The 17,671-nt window shown below is 69.5% G+C and carries 20 protein-coding genes; 8 read left to right on the forward strand and 12 right to left on the reverse strand.

The annotated features are described in order from the left end of the window. Nucleotides 1–125: 125 nt before the first annotated feature. From MRBLWH10_RS02750 to MRBLWH10_RS02760, 3 genes are all read right to left on the reverse strand, one after another. Complete coding sequence (locus MRBLWH10_RS02750; protein ID WP_341941547.1) at nt 126–842, reverse strand: hypothetical protein; 717 nt, start codon at nt 840–842, stop codon at nt 126–128. Between the two features lie 155 nt (nt 843–997). Beyond that, the gene (locus MRBLWH10_RS02755) at nt 998–1,381 is read right to left on the reverse strand and encodes an MmcQ/YjbR family DNA-binding protein (RefSeq protein ID WP_341941548.1); all 384 of its coding nucleotides are present in this window, start codon (nt 1,379–1,381) and stop codon (nt 998–1,000) included. A gap of 1 nt (nt 1,382) precedes the next feature. Next, nucleotides 1,383–2,039 carry an SOS response-associated peptidase family protein gene (locus MRBLWH10_RS02760; protein WP_341941549.1) on the reverse strand — a complete coding sequence of 219 codons (657 nt, stop codon included), beginning with the start codon at nt 2,037–2,039 and terminating at the stop codon, nt 1,383–1,385. An 80-nt stretch (nt 2,040–2,119) separates the two neighbouring features. Between MRBLWH10_RS02760 and MRBLWH10_RS02765 the strand changes: the two genes are divergently transcribed. After that, complete coding sequence (locus MRBLWH10_RS02765; protein ID WP_341942556.1) at nt 2,120–3,031, forward strand: DMT family transporter; 912 nt, start codon at nt 2,120–2,122, stop codon at nt 3,029–3,031. Here MRBLWH10_RS02765 and MRBLWH10_RS02770 read toward each other — a convergent pair whose 3' ends face one another. Both MRBLWH10_RS02770 and msrB read right to left on the reverse strand, forming a co-directional pair. Further along, nucleotides 3,032–3,586 (reverse strand): nitroreductase family protein, encoded by a 555-nt coding sequence (locus tag MRBLWH10_RS02770; protein ID WP_223586058.1) that lies wholly within the window; start codon nt 3,584–3,586, stop codon nt 3,032–3,034. Continuing rightward, the gene (gene msrB / locus MRBLWH10_RS02775; protein ID WP_223586059.1) at nt 3,583–3,987 is read right to left on the reverse strand and encodes a peptide-methionine (R)-S-oxide reductase MsrB; all 405 of its coding nucleotides are present in this window, start codon (nt 3,985–3,987) and stop codon (nt 3,583–3,585) included. Before msrB ends, MRBLWH10_RS02770 begins: the two co-directional genes overlap by 4 nt. A gap of 56 nt (nt 3,988–4,043) precedes the next feature. On the opposite strand from msrB, the gene MRBLWH10_RS02780 reads away from it, so the two are divergent. From MRBLWH10_RS02780 to groL, 4 genes are all read left to right on the forward strand, one after another. Beyond that, nucleotides 4,044–5,036, forward strand: a complete 993-nt coding sequence (locus MRBLWH10_RS02780; RefSeq protein ID WP_341941550.1) for a DUF2332 domain-containing protein — start codon at nt 4,044–4,046, stop codon at nt 5,034–5,036. A gap of 9 nt (nt 5,037–5,045) precedes the next feature. After that, on the forward strand, nt 5,046–5,303 hold the full coding sequence (locus MRBLWH10_RS02785) for a DUF3263 domain-containing protein (RefSeq protein ID WP_223586061.1): 258 nt from the start codon (nt 5,046–5,048) through the stop codon (nt 5,301–5,303). 68 nt (nt 5,304–5,371) lie between these two features. After that, nucleotides 5,372–5,950, forward strand: a complete 579-nt coding sequence (locus tag MRBLWH10_RS02790) for a LytR C-terminal domain-containing protein (RefSeq protein WP_308116175.1) — start codon at nt 5,372–5,374, stop codon at nt 5,948–5,950. Nucleotides 5,951–6,074: 124 nt separating this feature from the next. Beyond that, a complete protein-coding gene (gene groL / locus MRBLWH10_RS02795) occupies nt 6,075–7,694 on the forward strand; it encodes a chaperonin GroEL (protein WP_105675629.1) in 1,620 nt (539 codons plus the stop codon). A 163-nt stretch (nt 7,695–7,857) separates the two neighbouring features. Here groL and MRBLWH10_RS02800 read toward each other — a convergent pair whose 3' ends face one another. The 6 genes from MRBLWH10_RS02800 to MRBLWH10_RS02825 all read right to left on the reverse strand — a co-directional run bounded on the left by MRBLWH10_RS02800 (nt 7,858) and on the right by MRBLWH10_RS02825 (nt 14,426). After that, nucleotides 7,858–8,145 carry a WXG100 family type VII secretion target gene (locus tag MRBLWH10_RS02800; RefSeq protein WP_105675631.1) on the reverse strand — a complete coding sequence of 96 codons (288 nt, stop codon included), beginning with the start codon at nt 8,143–8,145 and terminating at the stop codon, nt 7,858–7,860. 125 nt (nt 8,146–8,270) lie between these two features. Continuing rightward, nucleotides 8,271–9,971 (reverse strand): HAMP domain-containing sensor histidine kinase, encoded by a 1,701-nt coding sequence (locus MRBLWH10_RS02805; protein WP_341941551.1) that lies wholly within the window; start codon nt 9,969–9,971, stop codon nt 8,271–8,273. A 39-nt stretch (nt 9,972–10,010) separates the two neighbouring features. Further along, the gene (locus MRBLWH10_RS02810) at nt 10,011–10,697 is read right to left on the reverse strand and encodes a response regulator transcription factor (protein WP_105675635.1); all 687 of its coding nucleotides are present in this window, start codon (nt 10,695–10,697) and stop codon (nt 10,011–10,013) included. A gap of 79 nt (nt 10,698–10,776) precedes the next feature. Continuing rightward, a complete protein-coding gene (locus tag MRBLWH10_RS02815) occupies nt 10,777–12,417 on the reverse strand; it encodes a DNA repair helicase XPB (RefSeq protein WP_105675636.1) in 1,641 nt (546 codons plus the stop codon). A 28-nt stretch (nt 12,418–12,445) separates the two neighbouring features. After that, nucleotides 12,446–14,149, reverse strand: a complete 1,704-nt coding sequence (locus MRBLWH10_RS02820; protein WP_341941552.1) for a helicase-associated domain-containing protein — start codon at nt 14,147–14,149, stop codon at nt 12,446–12,448. A gap of 7 nt (nt 14,150–14,156) precedes the next feature. After that, nucleotides 14,157–14,426 (reverse strand): multidrug ABC transporter ATPase, encoded by a 270-nt coding sequence (locus tag MRBLWH10_RS02825; protein ID WP_341941553.1) that lies wholly within the window; start codon nt 14,424–14,426, stop codon nt 14,157–14,159. A 91-nt stretch (nt 14,427–14,517) separates the two neighbouring features. On the opposite strand from MRBLWH10_RS02825, the gene MRBLWH10_RS02830 reads away from it, so the two are divergent. Both MRBLWH10_RS02830 and MRBLWH10_RS02835 read left to right on the forward strand, forming a co-directional pair. Next, nucleotides 14,518–14,898 (forward strand): cold shock domain-containing protein, encoded by a 381-nt coding sequence (locus MRBLWH10_RS02830; protein WP_105675642.1) that lies wholly within the window; start codon nt 14,518–14,520, stop codon nt 14,896–14,898. Further along, the gene (locus MRBLWH10_RS02835; protein ID WP_341941554.1) at nt 14,882–15,583 is read left to right on the forward strand and encodes a DUF3027 domain-containing protein; all 702 of its coding nucleotides are present in this window, start codon (nt 14,882–14,884) and stop codon (nt 15,581–15,583) included. Before MRBLWH10_RS02830 ends, MRBLWH10_RS02835 begins: the two co-directional genes overlap by 17 nt. Before the next feature lie 72 nt (nt 15,584–15,655). On the opposite strand, the gene serC is transcribed toward MRBLWH10_RS02835, so the two are convergent. Beyond that, nucleotides 15,656–16,768, reverse strand: coding sequence for a phosphoserine transaminase (gene serC, locus MRBLWH10_RS02840; RefSeq protein WP_341941555.1), 1,113 nt, complete (start codon nt 16,766–16,768; stop codon nt 15,656–15,658). 99 nt (nt 16,769–16,867) lie between these two features. On the opposite strand from serC, the gene MRBLWH10_RS02845 reads away from it, so the two are divergent. After that, nucleotides 16,868–17,569: a metal-dependent transcriptional regulator gene (locus tag MRBLWH10_RS02845; RefSeq protein ID WP_105675648.1), complete on the forward strand. Its 702-nt coding sequence runs from the start codon at nt 16,868–16,870 to the stop codon at nt 17,567–17,569. Nucleotides 17,570–17,671: the final 102 nt, after the last annotated feature.

The following is a 17,671-nucleotide window of genomic DNA, read 5'->3' on the forward strand; positions in this document are numbered from 1 at the left end:
GTCCGCCGAACGACGTCGGCCGGGGGAAGGGCTGCACCCTGGGTACCGCGGGGGGAGGGCTCCCGTGATCGATTCCCATAGGGAAGGAGCGGAGAAGGGTGGAAAGGTGATGCGCCGGTCCGCCGCTATCCTGCGGTGGCCGCCGGACCCGATCGCACGGCGCGATCGGACTCGGCGACGAGGTAGCCCTCGGCCCAGGCGATCCGCGCGAGCTCCAGCTTGGATCGGGCAGGTCGCCCGATGACCGTGTACTTGTCCCGCACGCGCTTCAGGTACTTCCTGGCGGTGTCGTGCCGCACGCCGATGCGCTCCGCCACCTCCGCGATCGTGAGGCCCGAGGCGTACAGCGCCAGCGCCCGCTCCTCCTGCCTGCTCAGTCGAAGAGTCTGATCCGCGCCGTGGATCGTCGCCTGGGCGCGTGCGGTGATCATCGTCCCCCCGCCCAACGCGGCGTCGGCGGCGAGCAGGAACTCGTCCTCCCCGTCCGAGGTCGACACCACGGCGTCGATGCCGAGTTCGACCAGCCTGCGCGCGGCGCCGCGGTTGCGCAGAGCAGAGAGCACGAGCACGCGCATGCCGGCGTCGCGCAGCGCGGCGATGAGGTCGAGATCGCGCGGCGGATCGACGTCGGTCGGCAGATCCAGCACGAGCAGATGCGGCCACCGCGTCCGATCCGTGCGCTTGAGCCAGGCCATGAACATCGGGAGCGTCGCGCCCGTATGCACCACCTCGAGCTTCAGATCGTTCGCCAGCAACTGCGCCGCGCGCGTGCGCTGCAGCACCGACTCCTCCACCACCGCGGCGCGGCGCACTCGCCGCGCGTCGACACGGTCGTTCCGCATCGATACCTCCCTGGTAGTGGGAGCATCCGTTCGGCAGGCCTCGGGTGACCTGCTGGGGACCGGATCCGGATGCTCCCTTACAGGGAAGGTGCGCGTTCGGCGTGAAAAGTGACGCGGGGGTCACGCGTGACCCCCAAAAGGGGTCAAGGACACTGTCAGGCGGGCGGTCGACCGAAGATCGCCGGGTCGACCGGACGCTGCGCTCGCGGCAGCTTCTCGACCACGAGGAGGTACGACTCCGTCACCAGCTCGGGGATGAGATCCGCCTCCAGCGATGGCCCGGGCAGCAGCGTGATCCAGTGCTTCTTGTTCATGTGGTAGCCCGGGACGATGTCGGCGAACGTCTCCCGCAGGGCCACCGCATCATCGGGGTGAGATTTCAGCGTCACCCGTCCCGTGCCGTCGAGAGGGGTCAGCAGGAACACCCTGCCGCGGACCTTGAACACGTCCCACTCCGGGCCGAACGGGTTCTCCCGCTCCGACCCGGGGAGCTCCTCGGCGCGCGCGGACGCCAGGGCGATCAGTTCTGCGGCATCCATGTCAGAAGAGCCGGTCCGTGCCCTTGTCGTCGGCACGGGGCACCGCGACGACCCGCTCATCGAGGGATGCCGCCGCCAGCAGTGCCTCGTCGATGAGCTCGCGGTCGCCCTGCGCGCGCAGCCAGTCCTGAGCGAACGCGGTGGGGATGAGCACGGGCATCCGGTCGTGGATGCCGACCAGGTGCGCGGGTGCAGGGCGCATGACGATCGAGTAGCACGTGTACCACTCGCCGTCGTCTGTGCGACCGCGCTGTGTGACGGCGGCCATGCCGAAGAGCCCGCCGCCGTCGAGCCCGAACTCGTGCCAGACCCGTTCGGGCTTCTTGAGCTCGTACCATCCCGTCGCCGGAACGAGCGCGCGCGAGCGGAGGCTGCCGGGGCGCTCCTGGAGCCGTTCCGACCGCGTGTTGATGGACGGGAACCTCGCGGGCTGGCCGTCGACAAGGAAGCCCCACCACGCCGGTTCGACGGCCGTCGAGCCGGCGTCGTCGAGGAGGATCGGATTGAGGTTGCGGAGGTTCCTCCCGGTGGGGCGCACGGTCTCGCCGGCGTTGCGGTCGGCCCAGGTGCGCAGAGCGTCGAGCACCGCCTGCTCGGCGGAGTCGAGCAGATCGTCGCTGTCGGTGAACCGGGGGTCAAGGCCGTAGCTCGCGCACATGCTGCCAGAGTAGACCCGGCCCCCGACACGGGCTCGGGTAGGGTCGACAGGTGATCGAGAAGCGCTCCCTGTCCGCTCCGCTGGCACTCGGCGGAGCGGTCGCGATCGGCGTGATGACGGCCGTCCAGGCGCGCGTCAACGGCGTGCTCGGCGTCGAGGTGGACAACGGGATCGTCGCCGGATTCATCTCGTTCTCCGTCGGACTCCTCGTGCTCGTCGTCGTGATCCCGTGCATCCCGTCGGCCCGCCGTGGCGCGGTGCGGCTGTGGACGGGCGTCCGCGGAGGCACGATCCCGTTCTGGATGCTGCTCGGTGGCGCCTGCGGCGCGCTCACCGTCTCCACCCAGGGCATCACCGCCGGAGTCCTCGGCGTCTCGCTCTTCACCGTGGGCGTCGTCGCGGGGCAGACGCTGCACGGCCTGGTGCTCGACCGCATCGGATTCGGCCCGGCCGGTGTCGTGGCGGTGACCCCTGGGAGGGTCCTCGGAGGGGCGCTGGCCCTCGCCGCCGTCGGCATCTCGCTCTCCGGCGACGTCCTCTCCACCGCGCCGCTGTGGATGCTCCTCCTGCCGTTCGCGACAGGGGTCGGCATCGCCTGGCAGGCCGCGACCAACGGCAGGCTCGCGCAGCGCGTGCAGTCGCCGATCACGGCGACGCTGATGAGCTTCATCGCCGGGACCGTGGCCCTCGCGCTCGCCGCGGGCGTCAGCATCGCCGTCAGGGGGATGCCGCAGCCGCCGCCCGCCGAGCCGTGGCTGTACCTCGGCGGATTCCTCGGCTTCGCCTACATCCTGCTCGGGGCCTTCATCGTCGCGCACACCGGGGTGCTCCTGATGGGGCTCGGCTCCGTGCTCGGTCAGCTCACGGCATCCGTCGTCATCGATCTGATCTGGCCGGTGGAGGCGGGTCCCGCTCTCTGGCAGCTCGCGGCGATGGTCGTCGTCGCCGTCGGATCGGTCGTCGTGGCCGTGCCGCGTCGGCGCGCGCGCTGACTACTTCTTCTTGTCCTTCTTCTTCGGCATCCGCGTCACGAGCTTGCGCGCGTCGACGGGCTTGCGCCGACCGGGGCGCTTGCCCGCAGGCTTGCCGCCGACGTAGAGCCAGCCGAGCAGCTCCTCGTCCTTGCCGAGACCGTGCGCCTTGGCGACGGCCTTGGAGCGCGTGTAGTGGCCGGTGCGCCACAGGACGCCCCACCCCGCCTCGTCCAGCAGCAGGCTCAGCGTGTGGGCCACACCGGATGCCACGGCCTCCTGCTCCCACCGCGGCACCTTGTCGCTCTTGCGGTAGCTGGCGACCACGGCGATCAGCAGCGGCGCGCGCAGCGGCTTGGACGACGGCGACTTGTCGCCCTCGGCCTTCGCGATCGCCGCACCCAGCACCTCGCGGTCGGCGCCGCGGAGCTCGATCAGACGCCAGGGGCGCAGCGACGAGTGGTCGGCGACGCGTCCGGCGGCCGCCACGAGCTGCAGCAGCTCCTCGCGGTTGGGCGCGAGCTCGGTGACCTTGGACCAGGACTGACGGGAGCGGACCGCCTCCAGCGCGCTCACTCGGCGTCCGGGGTGAAGTTCAGGGCGATCGAGTTCATGCAGTAGCGGTCGCCGGTGGGCGTTCCGAACCCGTCGGGGAAGACATGCCCGAGGTGCGAGCCGCAGTGCGCGCACCGCACCTCCGTGCGGACCATGCCGAGCGTCGTGTCCTCGATGAGCTCGACGGCCTCCGGACGGATGGACTCGTAGAAGCTCGGCCACCCGCATCCGGAGTCGAACTTCGTGCCGCTCTTGAACAGCTCCGCACCGCACGCACCGCACGTGTAGAGGCCAGCGCGCTTCTCGTCCAGCAGCTCGCCGGTCCAGGCGCGCTCGGTCGCCGCCTCACGCAGCACGGCGTACTGATCCGCGCCGAGCTCGTCGCGCCACTCTTCTTCTGTCTTGTCCACGCTGTACGCCATGCCTCCATTCTCGCGCGTCCGGCTGTGAACGGGGTCCGCCGCGACAGAATGGACGGATGACGGATGCCGTGCAGGAGCGCTACGCCCGATTCGCCGAGCAGGAGGCGCCAGGTCGGAGCGATCTCTACGCCGAGTGGGCGCTCGGGGTCGCCGGCGACCCGGCGGTGCGTGACGTGCTGTCGCGCATACCCGAGAACCGTCGCCAGCCGCCGCTGGTCTTCGCCGTCACGCGGATGCTCGGCGCGGATCTGACCGCGTACGGCGCCTGGCGGGGGTTCGTGCTCGCGCATGCCGAGGAGATCGTCGCGGAGTGCACGGCGAGACGGCTCCAGACCAACGAGCCCCTCCGCCTCGCGCCGCTGCTCCCCGTGCTCAGCGAGATCGAGGGCCCCATCGCGCTGCTCGAGATCGGCGCCTCGGCAGGGCTCTGCCTGTATCCCGACCGGTACTCCTATCGGTTCGTCGACGGAGAAGGGATGCCGCGGCGATCTCTCGACCCGGTGGACGGCCCGTCGGCCGTCGTGCTGGAGAGCGTGATCGACGGTGGGATTCCACCCCTGCGCCTGCCGGAGGTCGTGTGGCGTGCCGGCATCGACCTCGCGCCCCTCGACGCGTCCGACGAACGCGATCGCCGCTGGCTGCAGGGCCTCGTCTGGCCGGGGGAGGAGGGGCGCGAGCATCGCGTCACGGCGGCGCTCGACATCGCCGCATCCGACCCTCCGCACCTCATCGCCGGTGACGCCCTGGAGCGGATCGACGCGCTCGCCGCGGAGGCGCCGGACGGTGCGACGCTCGTCATCACCACCCCCGGCGTGCTGGTGCACATCCCCCGGGAGCAGAGGCTCGCGCTCGTCGAGGCCATCCGCGCGCTCCCGGCCAGATGGATCACCATCGATCCGCCGGCTCTCCTCGATGTCTGGGAGCCCCCCGTCGACGACGGATCCTGGAGCGGTTTCGTCGTCGCGCTGGACGGCAGGGTGCGGGCCGCGGCTGATCCGCTCGGACGATGGTGGGAGTGGCGCGGCGGCGATGGCGTCGCGGCGATCTAACCTGTTCTCATGCTGGGAGAGATGACCGAGCGCGATCGTGCGATCCTCGCGTTGGAGACCGTGTGGCCACGGCACAGCGGCGCGAAGGAAGAAGTGATCCGCGCGCAGCTCGGCATGAGCTCGGCGCGCTACTATCAGCTGCTCGGTCGGCTGATCGACTCCGACGCCGCTCTGGCGTACGACCCGATGCTCGTCGGCAGGCTCCGTCGGATCAGGGAGTCCCGTGCGCTGCAGCGCTCGGCCAGGACTCCCGGCTTCGTCGGCTGAGTCCGCGGTTTCGGACGCCGCCGCCGTCGTGATGCGGACGCACAGGCGGGTGCCGCTAGCATCGAGTGGTGTCCAAGCCCACTCGTGACCGATTCGACGACGTCCCCCACTCCGCAGGACGTGTAGGAGCGCATCGCGCCGAAGCCCCCGGCATGAACGGCTGGGTCGTGCTGCTCTGGTCGTTCGTGGCCGCGCTGGTGCTGATCATCGCAGGCATCTTCGGCTCGCTCGTGGTCATGGGCCGCATCACACTCTTCCCCGAGGCCGTGCCGTCGTCGACGCCGACGCCGGTCGAGACCGGTGTCGTCGACACCGCCTACTCGGTGATGATCCTGAACGCGACTCCGGAGGAGGGCCTCGAGGCTCAGATCCGGGCGAAGCTCATCGACAGCGGATGGACCGCCGACAAGGTCTCCGCCACCGAGAGCGCCAGCAAGGACTTCGCCACGACGACCGTGTACTACGTCGACGACGCGGACGAGCTCGCGGCCATCGGGCTCGCCAACCTCATCGGCGGAGCGGACGTGCAGAAGAGCGACTTCTACGCCTCCATGAACGAGACCGGGGGCAAGCAGCTGACCGTCGTCATCGGCCTCGACCGCTCGTCCTCCGCCCCGGCCACCACGGAGGAGACTCCGGCCCCCTGATCGGTCGGCGGCGCACCCTCCTCGCGGCTTGCACTCGAAGGTGTCGAGTGCCAGAATGGCGTTAGCACTCTCTCACTCTGAGTGCTAAACCCAACGTCTACGTCCAGGAGGGACGACAAAACTCATGGCAAAGATCATCGCTTTCGATGAGGAGGCCCGCCGCGGCCTCGAGCGCGGCCTCAACATCCTCGCCGACGCGGTCAAGGTGACCCTCGGCCCGCGTGGCCGCAACGTCGTGCTCGAGAAGAAGTGGGGCGCCCCCACCATCACGAACGACGGCGTGTCCATCGCCAAGGAGATCGAGCTGGACGACCCGTACGAGAAGATCGGTGCGGAGCTCGTCAAGGAGGTCGCCAAGAAGACCGATGACGTCGCCGGCGACGGCACCACCACCGCCACGGTCCTCGCACAGGCCCTCGTCCGCGAAGGCCTGCGCAACGTCGCGGCCGGCGCCGACCCGATCTCGCTCAAGCGCGGCATCGAGAAGGCCGTCGCGGCGATCACCGAGGAGCTGCTGAGCAGCGCCAAGGAGATCGAGTCCAAGGAGCAGATCGCCGCCACGGCGTCCATCTCCGCAGCCGACCCCGCGATCGGCGAGCTCATCGCCGAGGCGATCGACAAGGTCGGCAAGGAGGGTGTCGTCACCGTCGAGGAGTCGCAGACCTTCGGCACCGAGCTCGAGCTCACCGAGGGCATGCGCTTCGACAAGGGCTACCTGAACCCCTACTTCGTGACGGACCCGGAGCGCCAGGAGGCTGTCTTCGAAGACCCGTACATCCTCATCGCGAACCAGAAGGTCTCCAACATCAAGGACCTCCTGCCCATCGTCGACAAGGTGATCCAGGACGGCAAGGAGCTCGTCATCATCGCCGAGGACGTCGAGGGCGAGGCTCTCGCGACGCTCGTGCTGAACAAGCTCAAGGGCATCTTCAAGTCGGTCGCCGTCAAGGCTCCCGGCTTCGGCGACCGTCGCAAGGCGCAGCTGCAGGACATCGCGATCCTCACCGGCGGACAGGTCATCACCGAAGAGGTGGGCCTCAAGCTCGAGAACGCCACGCTCGACCTGCTCGGCCGTGCGCGCAAGGTCATCGTCACCAAGGACGAGACCACGATCGTCGAGGGTGCGGGCGAGGCGGAGCAGATCGAGGGTCGCGTGACCCAGATCCGTCGCGAGATCGAGAACACCGACAGCGACTACGACCGCGAGAAGCTGCAGGAGCGCCTCGCCAAGCTCGCCGGCGGCGTCGCCGTCATCAAGGCGGGCGCGGCCACCGAGGTCGAGCTCAAGGAGCGCAAGCACCGCATCGAGGACGCCGTCCGCAACGCGAAGGCAGCCGTCGAGGAGGGCATCGTCCCCGGTGGTGGCGTCGCGCTCATCCAGTCGGGCACCAAGGCTCTCGACGCTCTCACCCTCACGGGTGACGAGGCGACCGGTGCGAACATCGTTCGCGTCGCGATCGAGGCTCCGCTGAAGCAGATCGCTCTCAACGCCGGTCTCGAGCCGGGTGTCGTCGCGAACAAGGTCGCCGAGCTGGCCTCGGGTCACGGCCTGAACGCTGCGACCGGCGAGTACGTCGACATGTTCGCAGCGGGCATCATCGACCCGGCCAAGGTCACGCGTTCGGCTCTGCAGAACGCGGCGTCGATCGCCGGCCTCTTCCTCACCACCGAGGTCGTCGTCGCCGACAAGCCCGAGAAGGCCGCCGCCCCCATGGGCGACCCGTCCGGTGGCATGGACTTCTGATCCACACCAGCCGCACTGACAGGAACGCCCCGGCCTCGGCCGGGGCGTTCCTGCATTCCAGGGGGTGTCGGAACAGGCGTGTCGGAACTGGCGTGTCGGAACAGGCGCGTCTGAACTGGCGTGACTGAACCTCCACCCGGGAACAGGCAGGGGGCAGGTCGCCTCAGCGGAACAGGCCGGCCGAGTACTGGTCGGCATCCGCGTACTGCGTCGCGGCGCCGCCCAGTCGGCTGCCGATCGCGTCGAGGGTCTCTTCGACGTGACGGGCGGCGCCGTGCCACTCCTCAGCGCAGCCCTGGAACGCGTTGGACGCGGTGCCGATCCAGGACGACTGCAGTTGAGCGAGCTGCGCCATCAGGGTCGCTGACTCGCTCCGCAGACGCTCCATGGTGGCTCGTGCGGCAGCCTCTGCCGCGCGGACGGCCTCGGTGTCGACGGTGAAGACGGACATGGGTTCTCCTCTCGTTGGAGTCTCCGACGCTACGAGAGGCGGGGCGAGGGCAGTCGTGCTAGTCTCGCCCTTCCACGGGGTCTGTGCGCAACCCACAAGGTCACACCTTTGTGCAGGAGCACTGCTCAGAGGTCGAGCGGCTCCAGAGGCTGCGTGTCCTCCAGCAGGTGCTCGGGTGTCGCACGCGAGGGGGCGAGGGGGAACGTGACGGTGAAGGTGGCGCCGCCACCCGGCGTCTCGGACACCGTGACGCTGCCGTGCAGTGCCTTCACGATCGAGGCGACGATGGCCAGGCCCAGACCGGAGCCGCCCGTCTCCCGCGCTCGCGAGGTGTCGGCACGCCAGAAGCGCTCGAAGATCTGCTCGCGGATCTGCGGAGGGATGCCCTCGCCGTGGTCGACGATGGCGATGGAGCCCGTTCCGAGCATCCGATCGGCATCCACGACGATCTCGATCGGGCTGTCCTCGGAGGAGAACCGGCGGGCGTTGCCGAGGAGGTTCGCCACGACCTGGCGGACCTTGTTCTCCTCTCCCAGGATGATCGGGGGCGTGCGCACGGGCACGTCAGCCACCTCGGTGAAGTCGATCGCCGGCATCTGCTCGGTCGTGGTGCGGGGGCGACGGCGCAGCCTTGCGAGAGTGGCGCGCGAGAGACCACGGGGCGCGGACTGCTGCGCGGCGGGCGTCACGGGGATGCTCCGGGTCGGCGTGCTCAGCCGCGCCTTCAGGGTCTCGTCGACGACGGTGATCGTGCGACCGGGGGCCGCCGCCCGCACATCGAGAGCGGCGTCGCGGGCGATCGGGCGGAGGTCGAGGGGCACGATCTCGAGCTCGCGCTCGTCGTCGAGTCGGGCGAGAGCGAGGAGGTCCTCGACGAGAACGCCCATCCGGATCGCCTCCTTCTCGATGCGCTCCATGGCCCGCGCCGTGTCCTCCTCGCCCTTGATCGCGCCCATCCGGTAGAGCTCCGCGTAACCGCGCACACTCACGAGGGGGGTGCGCAGCTCATGGCTGGCGTCTCCGATGAAGCGGCGCATGTGCTGCACCGTGCGGTCGCGCTGAGCGAGGGAATGGTCGGCCCTGTCGAGCATCGCGTTGATGGCGGCGTTGAGCCGGCCGACCTCGGTCGTGGGCTCGAGGTCGGTGAGGCGCTGGCTGAAGTTGCCGGCCGCGATCGACATCGCTGTGGACTCGACCTGACTGAGGCGCCGGAACGTCAGGGTCACGAGTCCGCGGATGAGGAGAGCGGCGATCACGATGGTGATCAGGGCGACGGTGATGTAGATGCCGAAGAACTGGCTGATGATGCGGTCGGCGGCCGACAGTGGCATCGCCACGAGCTGGATGCGGACGGCGCCGCCCGAGACGGGCACGTTCGCGACGGCGGCATGGAAGCTCGTCCCCTTCGTCCCGTCCAATGGGAAGGTGACATCGCCCTTCGCGAGCGCCTCCTGCAGCGAATAGCTCGACGGGAAGATCGGCGAACCGCTGGACGTCGTCGTGTTGCCGGTCGTGCCCCGGAGGACTCCCTCGCCGTCGTACACGGCGAGGAAGAAGTCCCGCGGCGTCTCCTGTGACTGGGTGTACGTCGTCACCCCGTCGTCGGTTGTCGTCACCTCGAAGTAGCGTGAGACGAGATCCGACGAGGCGAGCGACGGAAGCTGGGAGTCGATGTTGCCGATCAGCGTGCCCCGCAGGATCGGCACCGTCCCGAGCCCTGCGACGAGCAGGCCGAGGGCGAGGACGGCCACCGTGACGCCGGTGACCTTGGCGCGCAGGCTGATCGCCCGCCACCAGCGGGTCACCGCGTCAGGCTTCCTCGCCATGCGGTCCTCCACGGGTGGCGTCATCGAGCGGTCGGCTGCTTACTTGCCGACCTTGAGCATGTAGCCGAAGCCGCGCTTGGTCTGGATGAGCGACTCCTCGGTGTGCGGGTCGATCTTGCGGCGGAGGTACGAGATGTAGCTTTCCACGATGCCGGCGTCGCCGTTGAAGTCGTACTCCCAGACGTGGTCCAGGATCTGCGCCTTCGACAGCACGCGGTTGGGGTTGAGCATGAGGTAGCGCAGCAGCTTGAACTCGGTGGGGCTCAGCTCGATCGACTCCTTGCCCACCTGCACGTCGTGCGTGTCCTGGTCCATCGAGAGCTCACCGGCGCGGATGATCGACTCCTCATCGGCCTGCATGGTGCGGCGGAGGATGGCCTGTGCGCGGGCGACGATCTCGTCGAGGCTGAACGGCTTGGTGACGTAGTCGTCGCCGCCGGCGTTGAGGCCCTCGATCTTGTCCTCGGTACCGTCCTTCGCCGTGAGGAAGAGGATCGGCGCGGTGAAACCGGCGCCGCGCAGCCTCTTGGTGACGCTGAACCCGTTCATGTCGGGCAGCATCACGTCGAGGATGATGAGGTCGGGCTCCTCTTCCAGCACCGCCGAGATGGTGGCGGCGCCGTTGGCGACCGTCTTCACCAGGAACCCGGCGAAGCTGAGGCCGGTGGAGAGGAGGTCGCGGATGTTCGGCTCGTCGTCGACGACCAGGATGCGCGGTGCTGTCATGTCCCCATTATGGTGACTCGGGCGATGCTCTGCCTGATTATCCGCCGGAGCGGCGGGTCAGGGTGCGGCGAGGGGCCGATCAGGCGGCGATGGCGTCCGCATCCATGATCGTGTAGCTGTACCCCTGCTCGGCGAGGAATCGCTGCCTGTTCTGGGCGTAGTCCTGATCGATCGTGTCTCGGGCGACGAGCGTGTAGAAGCTCGCCGTGTGGCCGGACTGCTTGGGACGCAGCAGGCGCCCGAGTCGCTGGGCCTCCTCCTGGCGGGAGCCGAACGAGCCGGACACCTGGATCGCGACCGACGCCTCAGGCAGATCGATCGAGAAGTTCGCGACCTTCGACACGACGAGCAGCTGGATCTCGCCGACGCGGAACTGCCGGTACAGCTCCTCGCGCTCGTCGATCGGCGTCGCGCCGGTGATCTGCGGGGCGTTCAGCGCCTCCGACAGCGTGTCGAGCTGGTCGAGGTACTGGCCGATCACGAGGATCTGCTCGCCGGGGTGCTTGGCGATCAGCTCGCGCACCGCCTCGATCTTCGCGGGGGCGGATGCCGCCAGCCGGTACCGCTCGTCGTCGGTGGCCGCGGCGTACTCCAGCCGGTCGCTCGGCGGCAGGTCCACGCGCACCTCGTAGCAGACGGCCGGGGAGATGAAGCCCTGCGCCTCGATCTGCTTCCAGGGCGCGTCGAAGCGCTTGGGGCCGATCAGGCTGAAGACGTCGCCCTCGCGCCCGTCCTCCCGGACGAGCGTGGCGGTGAGGCCGATGCGACGGCGCGCCTGGAGGTCGGCGGTGAGCTTGAAGACCGGGGCGGGCAGGAGGTGCACCTCGTCGTAGACGATGAGGCCCCAGTCGAGCGCGTCCAGCAGCGCGAGGTGCGCGTACTGCCCTTTCCTCTTGGCCGTGAGGATCTGGTAGGTCGCGATGGTGACGGGCTTGACCTCCTTGGCCTGGCCCGAGTACTCGCCGATCTCCTCCGGTGTGAGGCTCGTGCGCTTGAGGAGCTCGTCGCGCCACTGGCGGGCGGACACCGTGTTGGTCACCAGGATCAGCGTGGTCGTCTTGGTCGCGGCCATCGCCCCGGCGCCGACGATCGTCTTCCCCGCGCCGCAGGGGAGGACCACCACGCCGGAGCCGTCCTTGGAGAAGGCGTCGACGGCATCCTGCTGGTAGGGGCGGATCTGCCACCCGTCCTCGGCGAGGTCGATCTCGTGCGGGGTGCCCGGCGTGTAGCCCGCGAGGTCCTCGGCCGGCCAGCCGATCTTCAGCAGCTCCTGCTTGATCTGCCCGCGTGCCCACGCGTCGACGACGAAGGTGTCTGGTGCCGGGTGGCCGATCAGCAGCGGCTGGATGCGCTTGTTGCCCGCCACCTGGGTGAGCACGGCGGGGTCGGAGGAGCGCAGGATGAGCGTGCCCTCCTCGTCGCGCTCGATGACCAGACGGCCGTAGCGGTTCACGGTCTCGCGCAGATCGACGGCGACCGACGGCGGCACGGGGAAGCGCGACCAGCGATCGAGCGTCTCGAGCATGTCCTCGGCGGTGTGCCCGGCGGCCCGGGCGTTCCAGAGGCCGAGCCTGGTGATCCGGTAGGTGTGGATGTGCTCCGGGGCGCGCTCCAGCTCGGCGAAGATCGCCAGCTCGTGCCGGGCGCTCTCGGCATCCGCGTGGGCGACCTCGAGCAGGACGGTGCGATCGCTCTGGACGATCAGGGGGCCATCAGACATAGCTGACCAGTTTACCGCCCGTCACCGCTCAGGGGGCCACGACGGTCGCGGAGCGGATGCTGGACACGGGGAGCGTGCGCTCCACGTCGGCAGCCCGATCGCGTCCCCGCAGGCGGCCGCCTCCGAGGCCCGTGGCCTCCAGGAGGAGATTCCTGGTCGAGCCGTCCGGCATGCCGACGGTCACCTGCAGCACCGCTCTGGCCCGCACGGCGGCCTCCAGCTCACGATCCAGCCATGCGGCATCCGCGTCAGGGCCCTGTCGGGTCCGCAGCGCGGCGATGAGGGTCGAATGGTCCGGCTGCTCCGGCGTCGAGGCCTCGACGAGCGGATAGCGGTCGCCGGTGAGCACGGTCCCGTGCTCGTCGACCGGGGTCGCGGGATAGCGGGCATCGGTGAGCGCCCAGTAGACGGTGTCTCGCCCGACGCGCGTGGTGAGCGAGTCGACGTGCTTCGCGAGGGCGAGCGGTCGCAGGCCCTGATCGATCGCCATCGCCTGGATGAGGGTCTGGTCGTCGCTCTCGATCCGGGTGCGGCCCGTCTCGGGATCCGTCGACACCCTGACCAGACCGTGGCGCTGTGCCGTCTGTGCCACGAGGTAGCGCAGCGGCTGCGGGATGCCGGTGAGCGAGAGGTCTTCGAGGAAGCCGATGATCGACTCCTCCGTCTCGCCGCTGACGAGGGCCCGAGCGATGGACTCGCCGGTGAACCGGTAGGAGGAGGCCTGCGCGGCGGACTCGCGGGCCGCGATGGCACGCAGCCTCACGTCGAGCGCGGGGGCGAGCGGGCCGGGTGAGATGGCCGTGAGGTCGTTCTGCAGGAAGATGCGGTCGACCTCGGCCGGAAGCAGCTCGGCGAGTGCGGTCGCGTCGGGGGCGAGGCCGGCGCGCACGGGCTCGGCCCACATCGGCTCGGTGCCGTCGTCGGCGATCAGCCCGAGCAGCCGGGCGCGCTCGCCCAATGCGGCGCTGCGCTCGGGCCAGCCGGCGTCCCAGGGATGCGCGAACGTCCACGACGCCGGAGGCAGGTACCCGCCTGCGGGGGTGCGGATGCCGCGGGGCAGCGTGCGCAGGAAGCCCGAGACCAGGTCGCTCCAGCGGGCGGCCGCCGACGAGCGCAGCCACTCCTCTGCGGTCGTGGTGGTGCGAAGTCGCCTGTCGTCCGCCAGAGCCAGCCGCGCATCGACCGCAAGGGCGACCAGGGGGTCGACGGCGTCGGCGGGGATGCCGTTCTCCGCCAGCTGCTTCCTCTCACCCGCGCTGATGCCGCCGCCCGAGAGGAGCCCGAGGGGGTTCTCTCTCGCCAGGAGCAGCAGATCGGCGACGGCCGCGACGGTCGTGAAGGCGCGCTCGGCGGCGTGCGCGGACGCGGCCTGATCGGATGGTGAGAGTGCTGTCTCGGGTACCGGAGCGGGAGCGGGGCGGTCCAGGACAGCGGAGGCGACCGGGGCGAACGTCGTGCCGTCAGGGCGAAGCAGCGCGAGGGCGATCAGGGTCTCGCGCTCGGCGCCCGCGTCTCCGCCGTGCGCCGCGTGCGTGAGGGCGGAGGCCTCCGCGGTGGTCAGCTGCGGCAGGATGCGCGAGAGCGATCCTGCGTCGAGCAGCGCCTCGGCGGCGTCGAAGAAGTCCTGCCAGCCGGCATCCGTCCGCACGCCGCGCGCACGGAACAGCGTCTCCAGCTCGTCGTCGCTCGCCGCGGCCAGCCATTCGGCCAGTGGTCGGGCGTGCGCGCTCATGTCCGCCTCAGGGCCGCGATGCCGCGCGACCCTTCCGGATGAAGCTCATCACCAGCAGGACGATGATCAGCACGAACGCGACCGGGAGGCCCCAGTAGGGGATCGCGGCGATGAACGGCCAGGCGCCGCCGCCGAAGTCATCCTGCTTCATGCCGACCGCCGTGCCGATGATGATGGCGAAGAAGCAGATCACGGATGCCGCGGCGAGACCCAGCGCGGTGAACGCCAGGAGGCGATCGACCGGGCGGACCTCGGGTTCGGGATTCTGCGCGCTCATCCTTCTCAGCCTACTGCGTCGCCGACCGGTAGGCTTGAGGGGGCCGCCCGAGGGTGTGCCTTCTTTCCGTACGATTCAGCGAGGTTTCCCCATGCCCACCGGCAAGGTCAGGTTCTACGACGAAGACAAGGGTTTCGGCTTCATCGCCTCCGATGACGGCCAGGACGTCTTCCTGCACGCATCATCCATGCCCGCGGGCACGGTCGTGAAGGCGGGTGCTCGCGTGGAGTTCGGGGTCGCCGACGGCAAGCGCGGACTCCAGGCTCTCTCCGTGCGCGTGCTCGAGGCTCCGCCGAGTCTCGCCAAGGCGAAGCGCAAGCCCGCCGACGACATGGCCATCATCATCGAGGACCTCGTGAAGCTGCTCGACGGCATGGGCGGGGACCTCCGCCGTGGCCGCTACCCCTCCTCCTCGCACGGGCGCAAGATCGCCGCCGTGCTCCGCAAGGTCGCTGATGACCTCGAAGCCTGACGCCGACCAGCGTCTCCTCGACGCCCACGATCTCGCGCTGAACGCTCTGCGCGAGATCACTCCGGCGTCGTCCATCGGGCCCGCGGCGGGTTACCTTCCTGAAGAGGACGGCTCGGTGTCGCTGCGGTTCGAGAACCGTCTTCCCGGATACCCCGGCTGGTACTGGACCGTCACGGTCGACCGGGTCGACGACGAAGAGCCCACCGTGCTCGAAGTGGAACTGCTCCCCGGTGACGGCGCGCTGCTCGCGCCGGAATGGGTGCCGTGGGCCGAGCGCCTCGCCGAGTACCGCGCGCACCAGGTCGAACTCGCCGAGCAGGCCGCCGCTGCGGCGGTCGACGCGGATGGCGACATCGTCGACGCCGAGGAGATCGAGGACGCCGACGACGAGGATGCTGACGACGACATCGACGACATCGACGAGGACGAGCTGATCGAGGAGACGCGTGTCCTGCACGCGGGCGACCTCGACGGCGTCGACATCGACGAGCTCGACGACTCCGTCGATGACGACGATGAGTCGGATGACGATGACGACGACTCGGATGATGACGAGTCTGACGACGATGACGACGATGAGTCGGATGACGACGATGACGACGACGAGTCGGATGACGATGACGAAGACGAGTCCGACGACGATGTGACCGACTCCGAGGGCCGAGGGTCCGACGAAGAGGAGTGATCTCCGTCAGGAGCATGAAGGAGGGGGCCGCGTGAACACGCGGCCCCCTCCTTCTTTCGTCTCAGGCGGCGCTCAGGCGCTCTGGTGCTCCAGCACGTAGTCCAGGGCGCGGGTCAGCTGACGCACGTCGTCGGGCTCGATGGACACGAAGGTGGCCACGCGGAGCTGGTTGCGCCCCAGCTTGCGGTACGGCTCGGTGTCGACGATGCCGTTCGCCCGCAGGGTCTTCGCGATCGCGGCGGCGTCGATGCTCTCGTCGAAGTCGATCGTGACGACGACGGGGGAGCGGTGCGCGGGGTCGGTTACGAACGGAGTCGCCACCGGCGTCGCCTCGGCCCAGTCGTAGAGCACACCGGACGACTCCGCCGTGCGGGCGGCGGCCCAGGACAGCCCGCCGTTCGCGAGGATCCAACGGAGCTGGCTGTCGAGCAGATGCAGCGTCGTGAGCGCGGGGGTGTTCAGCGTCTGGTTGAGGCGGGAGTTGTCCACCGCGTTCTTCAGGCTGAGGAACTCGGGGATGTAGCGGTCGGATGCCGCGATCCGCTCGATCCGTTCGATCGCGGCGGGAGAGACCGCGGCGAACCAGAGACCGCCGTCGGAGCCGAGGTTCTTCTGCGGCGCGAAGTAGTAGACGTCGGCCTGCGCGGCGTCGAAGTCGATGCCGCCGGCCGCGCTGGTCGCATCGATCACGGTGAGAGCACCGTCTGCGGCGACGCGCTCGATCGGGGCGGCGACGCCCGTGGAGGTCTCGTTGTGCGGCCAGGCGTAGACGTCGACCCCGTCGACGACCTCGGCGGCCGAGCGGGAGCCGGGCGCCGACGTGCGCACGTCTGGGGCCTCCAGCCAGGGGGCCGCAGCGGCCGCGGCGAACTTGCCGCCGAACTCGCCGAACACCAGGTTCTGGCTGCGGCGCTCGATCAGGCCGAAGGCCGCGGCATCCCAGAACGCCGTGGATCCGCCGTTGCCGACGACGATCTCGTAGCCCTCGGGAAGACGGAACAGCGCGGCCAGCTGCTCGCGCACACTGCCGACGAGGTTCTTCACCGGCGCCTGGCGGTGCGAGGTGCCCAGCAGTCCTGCTCCGGCGGCGAGCAGCGCGTCGAGCTGCTCGGGGCGCACCTTTGAGGGGCCGCATCCGAAGCGGCCGTCAGCGGGCAGGAGGTCTCGGGGAATCTCGATCGCCATGGGTCGATTCTAGGGTGCGCGCTCTCCGGGGTTTCGCCGCATGACGCCTCGATGTCCCCGCGGGAATGTAGGCTTGCCTAAGAAGACCCGGAGGGCCAGATGACGGACTTGATCGACACCACGGAGATGTATCTCCGCACCATCCTCGAACTCGAGGAGGAGAACATCGTGCCGCTGCGCGCTCGCATCTCCGAGCGTCTGGGGCACTCGGGGCCCACGGTCTCGCAGACGGTCGGGCGCATGGAGCGCGACGGTCTCGTCGTCGTCTCCGAGGACCGCACCCTCGAGCTCACCGAATCCGGACGCCGCAAGGCGGTCGACGTGATGCGCAAGCACCGTCTCGCCGAGCGCCTGCTCTCCGACGTGATCGGCCTCGACTGGGCCTACGTGCACGAAGAGGCCTGCCGCTGGGAGCACGTGATGAGCGAGCAGGTCGAGCGCCGCCTGGTCGAGCTGCTCGGCCACCCGACGGAGTCGCCGTACGGCAACCCGATCCCCGGACTGGACCAGCTCGGAGACGTCCCCGCCCGCACGTTCGACGAGGGCGTGATCGGTCTCGTGCAGAAGCTCAACGCGGCAGGGGAGCCCATCAAGGGCACGGTGCGTCGTCTCGCCGAGCCCGCTCAGGTCGACCCCGAGCTCCTCGAACAGCTCAGGGATGCGGGCGTCGTGCCCGGCGCCGAGGGCGACTACCGCTTCAACGAGGGCTACGTGCTGATCCAGATGGACGGCAAGGACGAGGGGCTCGAGCTCCCCGTCGAGCTCGCGTCGCACATCTTCCTCGTCGGCGAGCCCAGCTGACCCTGCCGACGGATCACCGTTGACCCCGCCCGGAGGATTAACAGGTTCTCGGGGTGACACGACCGTTATCTTCCGGTAACCTCGGACAGGTCGTCAGCGAAG

The sequence above is a fragment of the Microbacterium sp. LWH10-1.2 genome, assembly GCF_038397765.1.
GTDB lineage: Bacteria > Actinomycetota > Actinomycetes > Actinomycetales > Microbacteriaceae > Microbacterium > Microbacterium natoriense.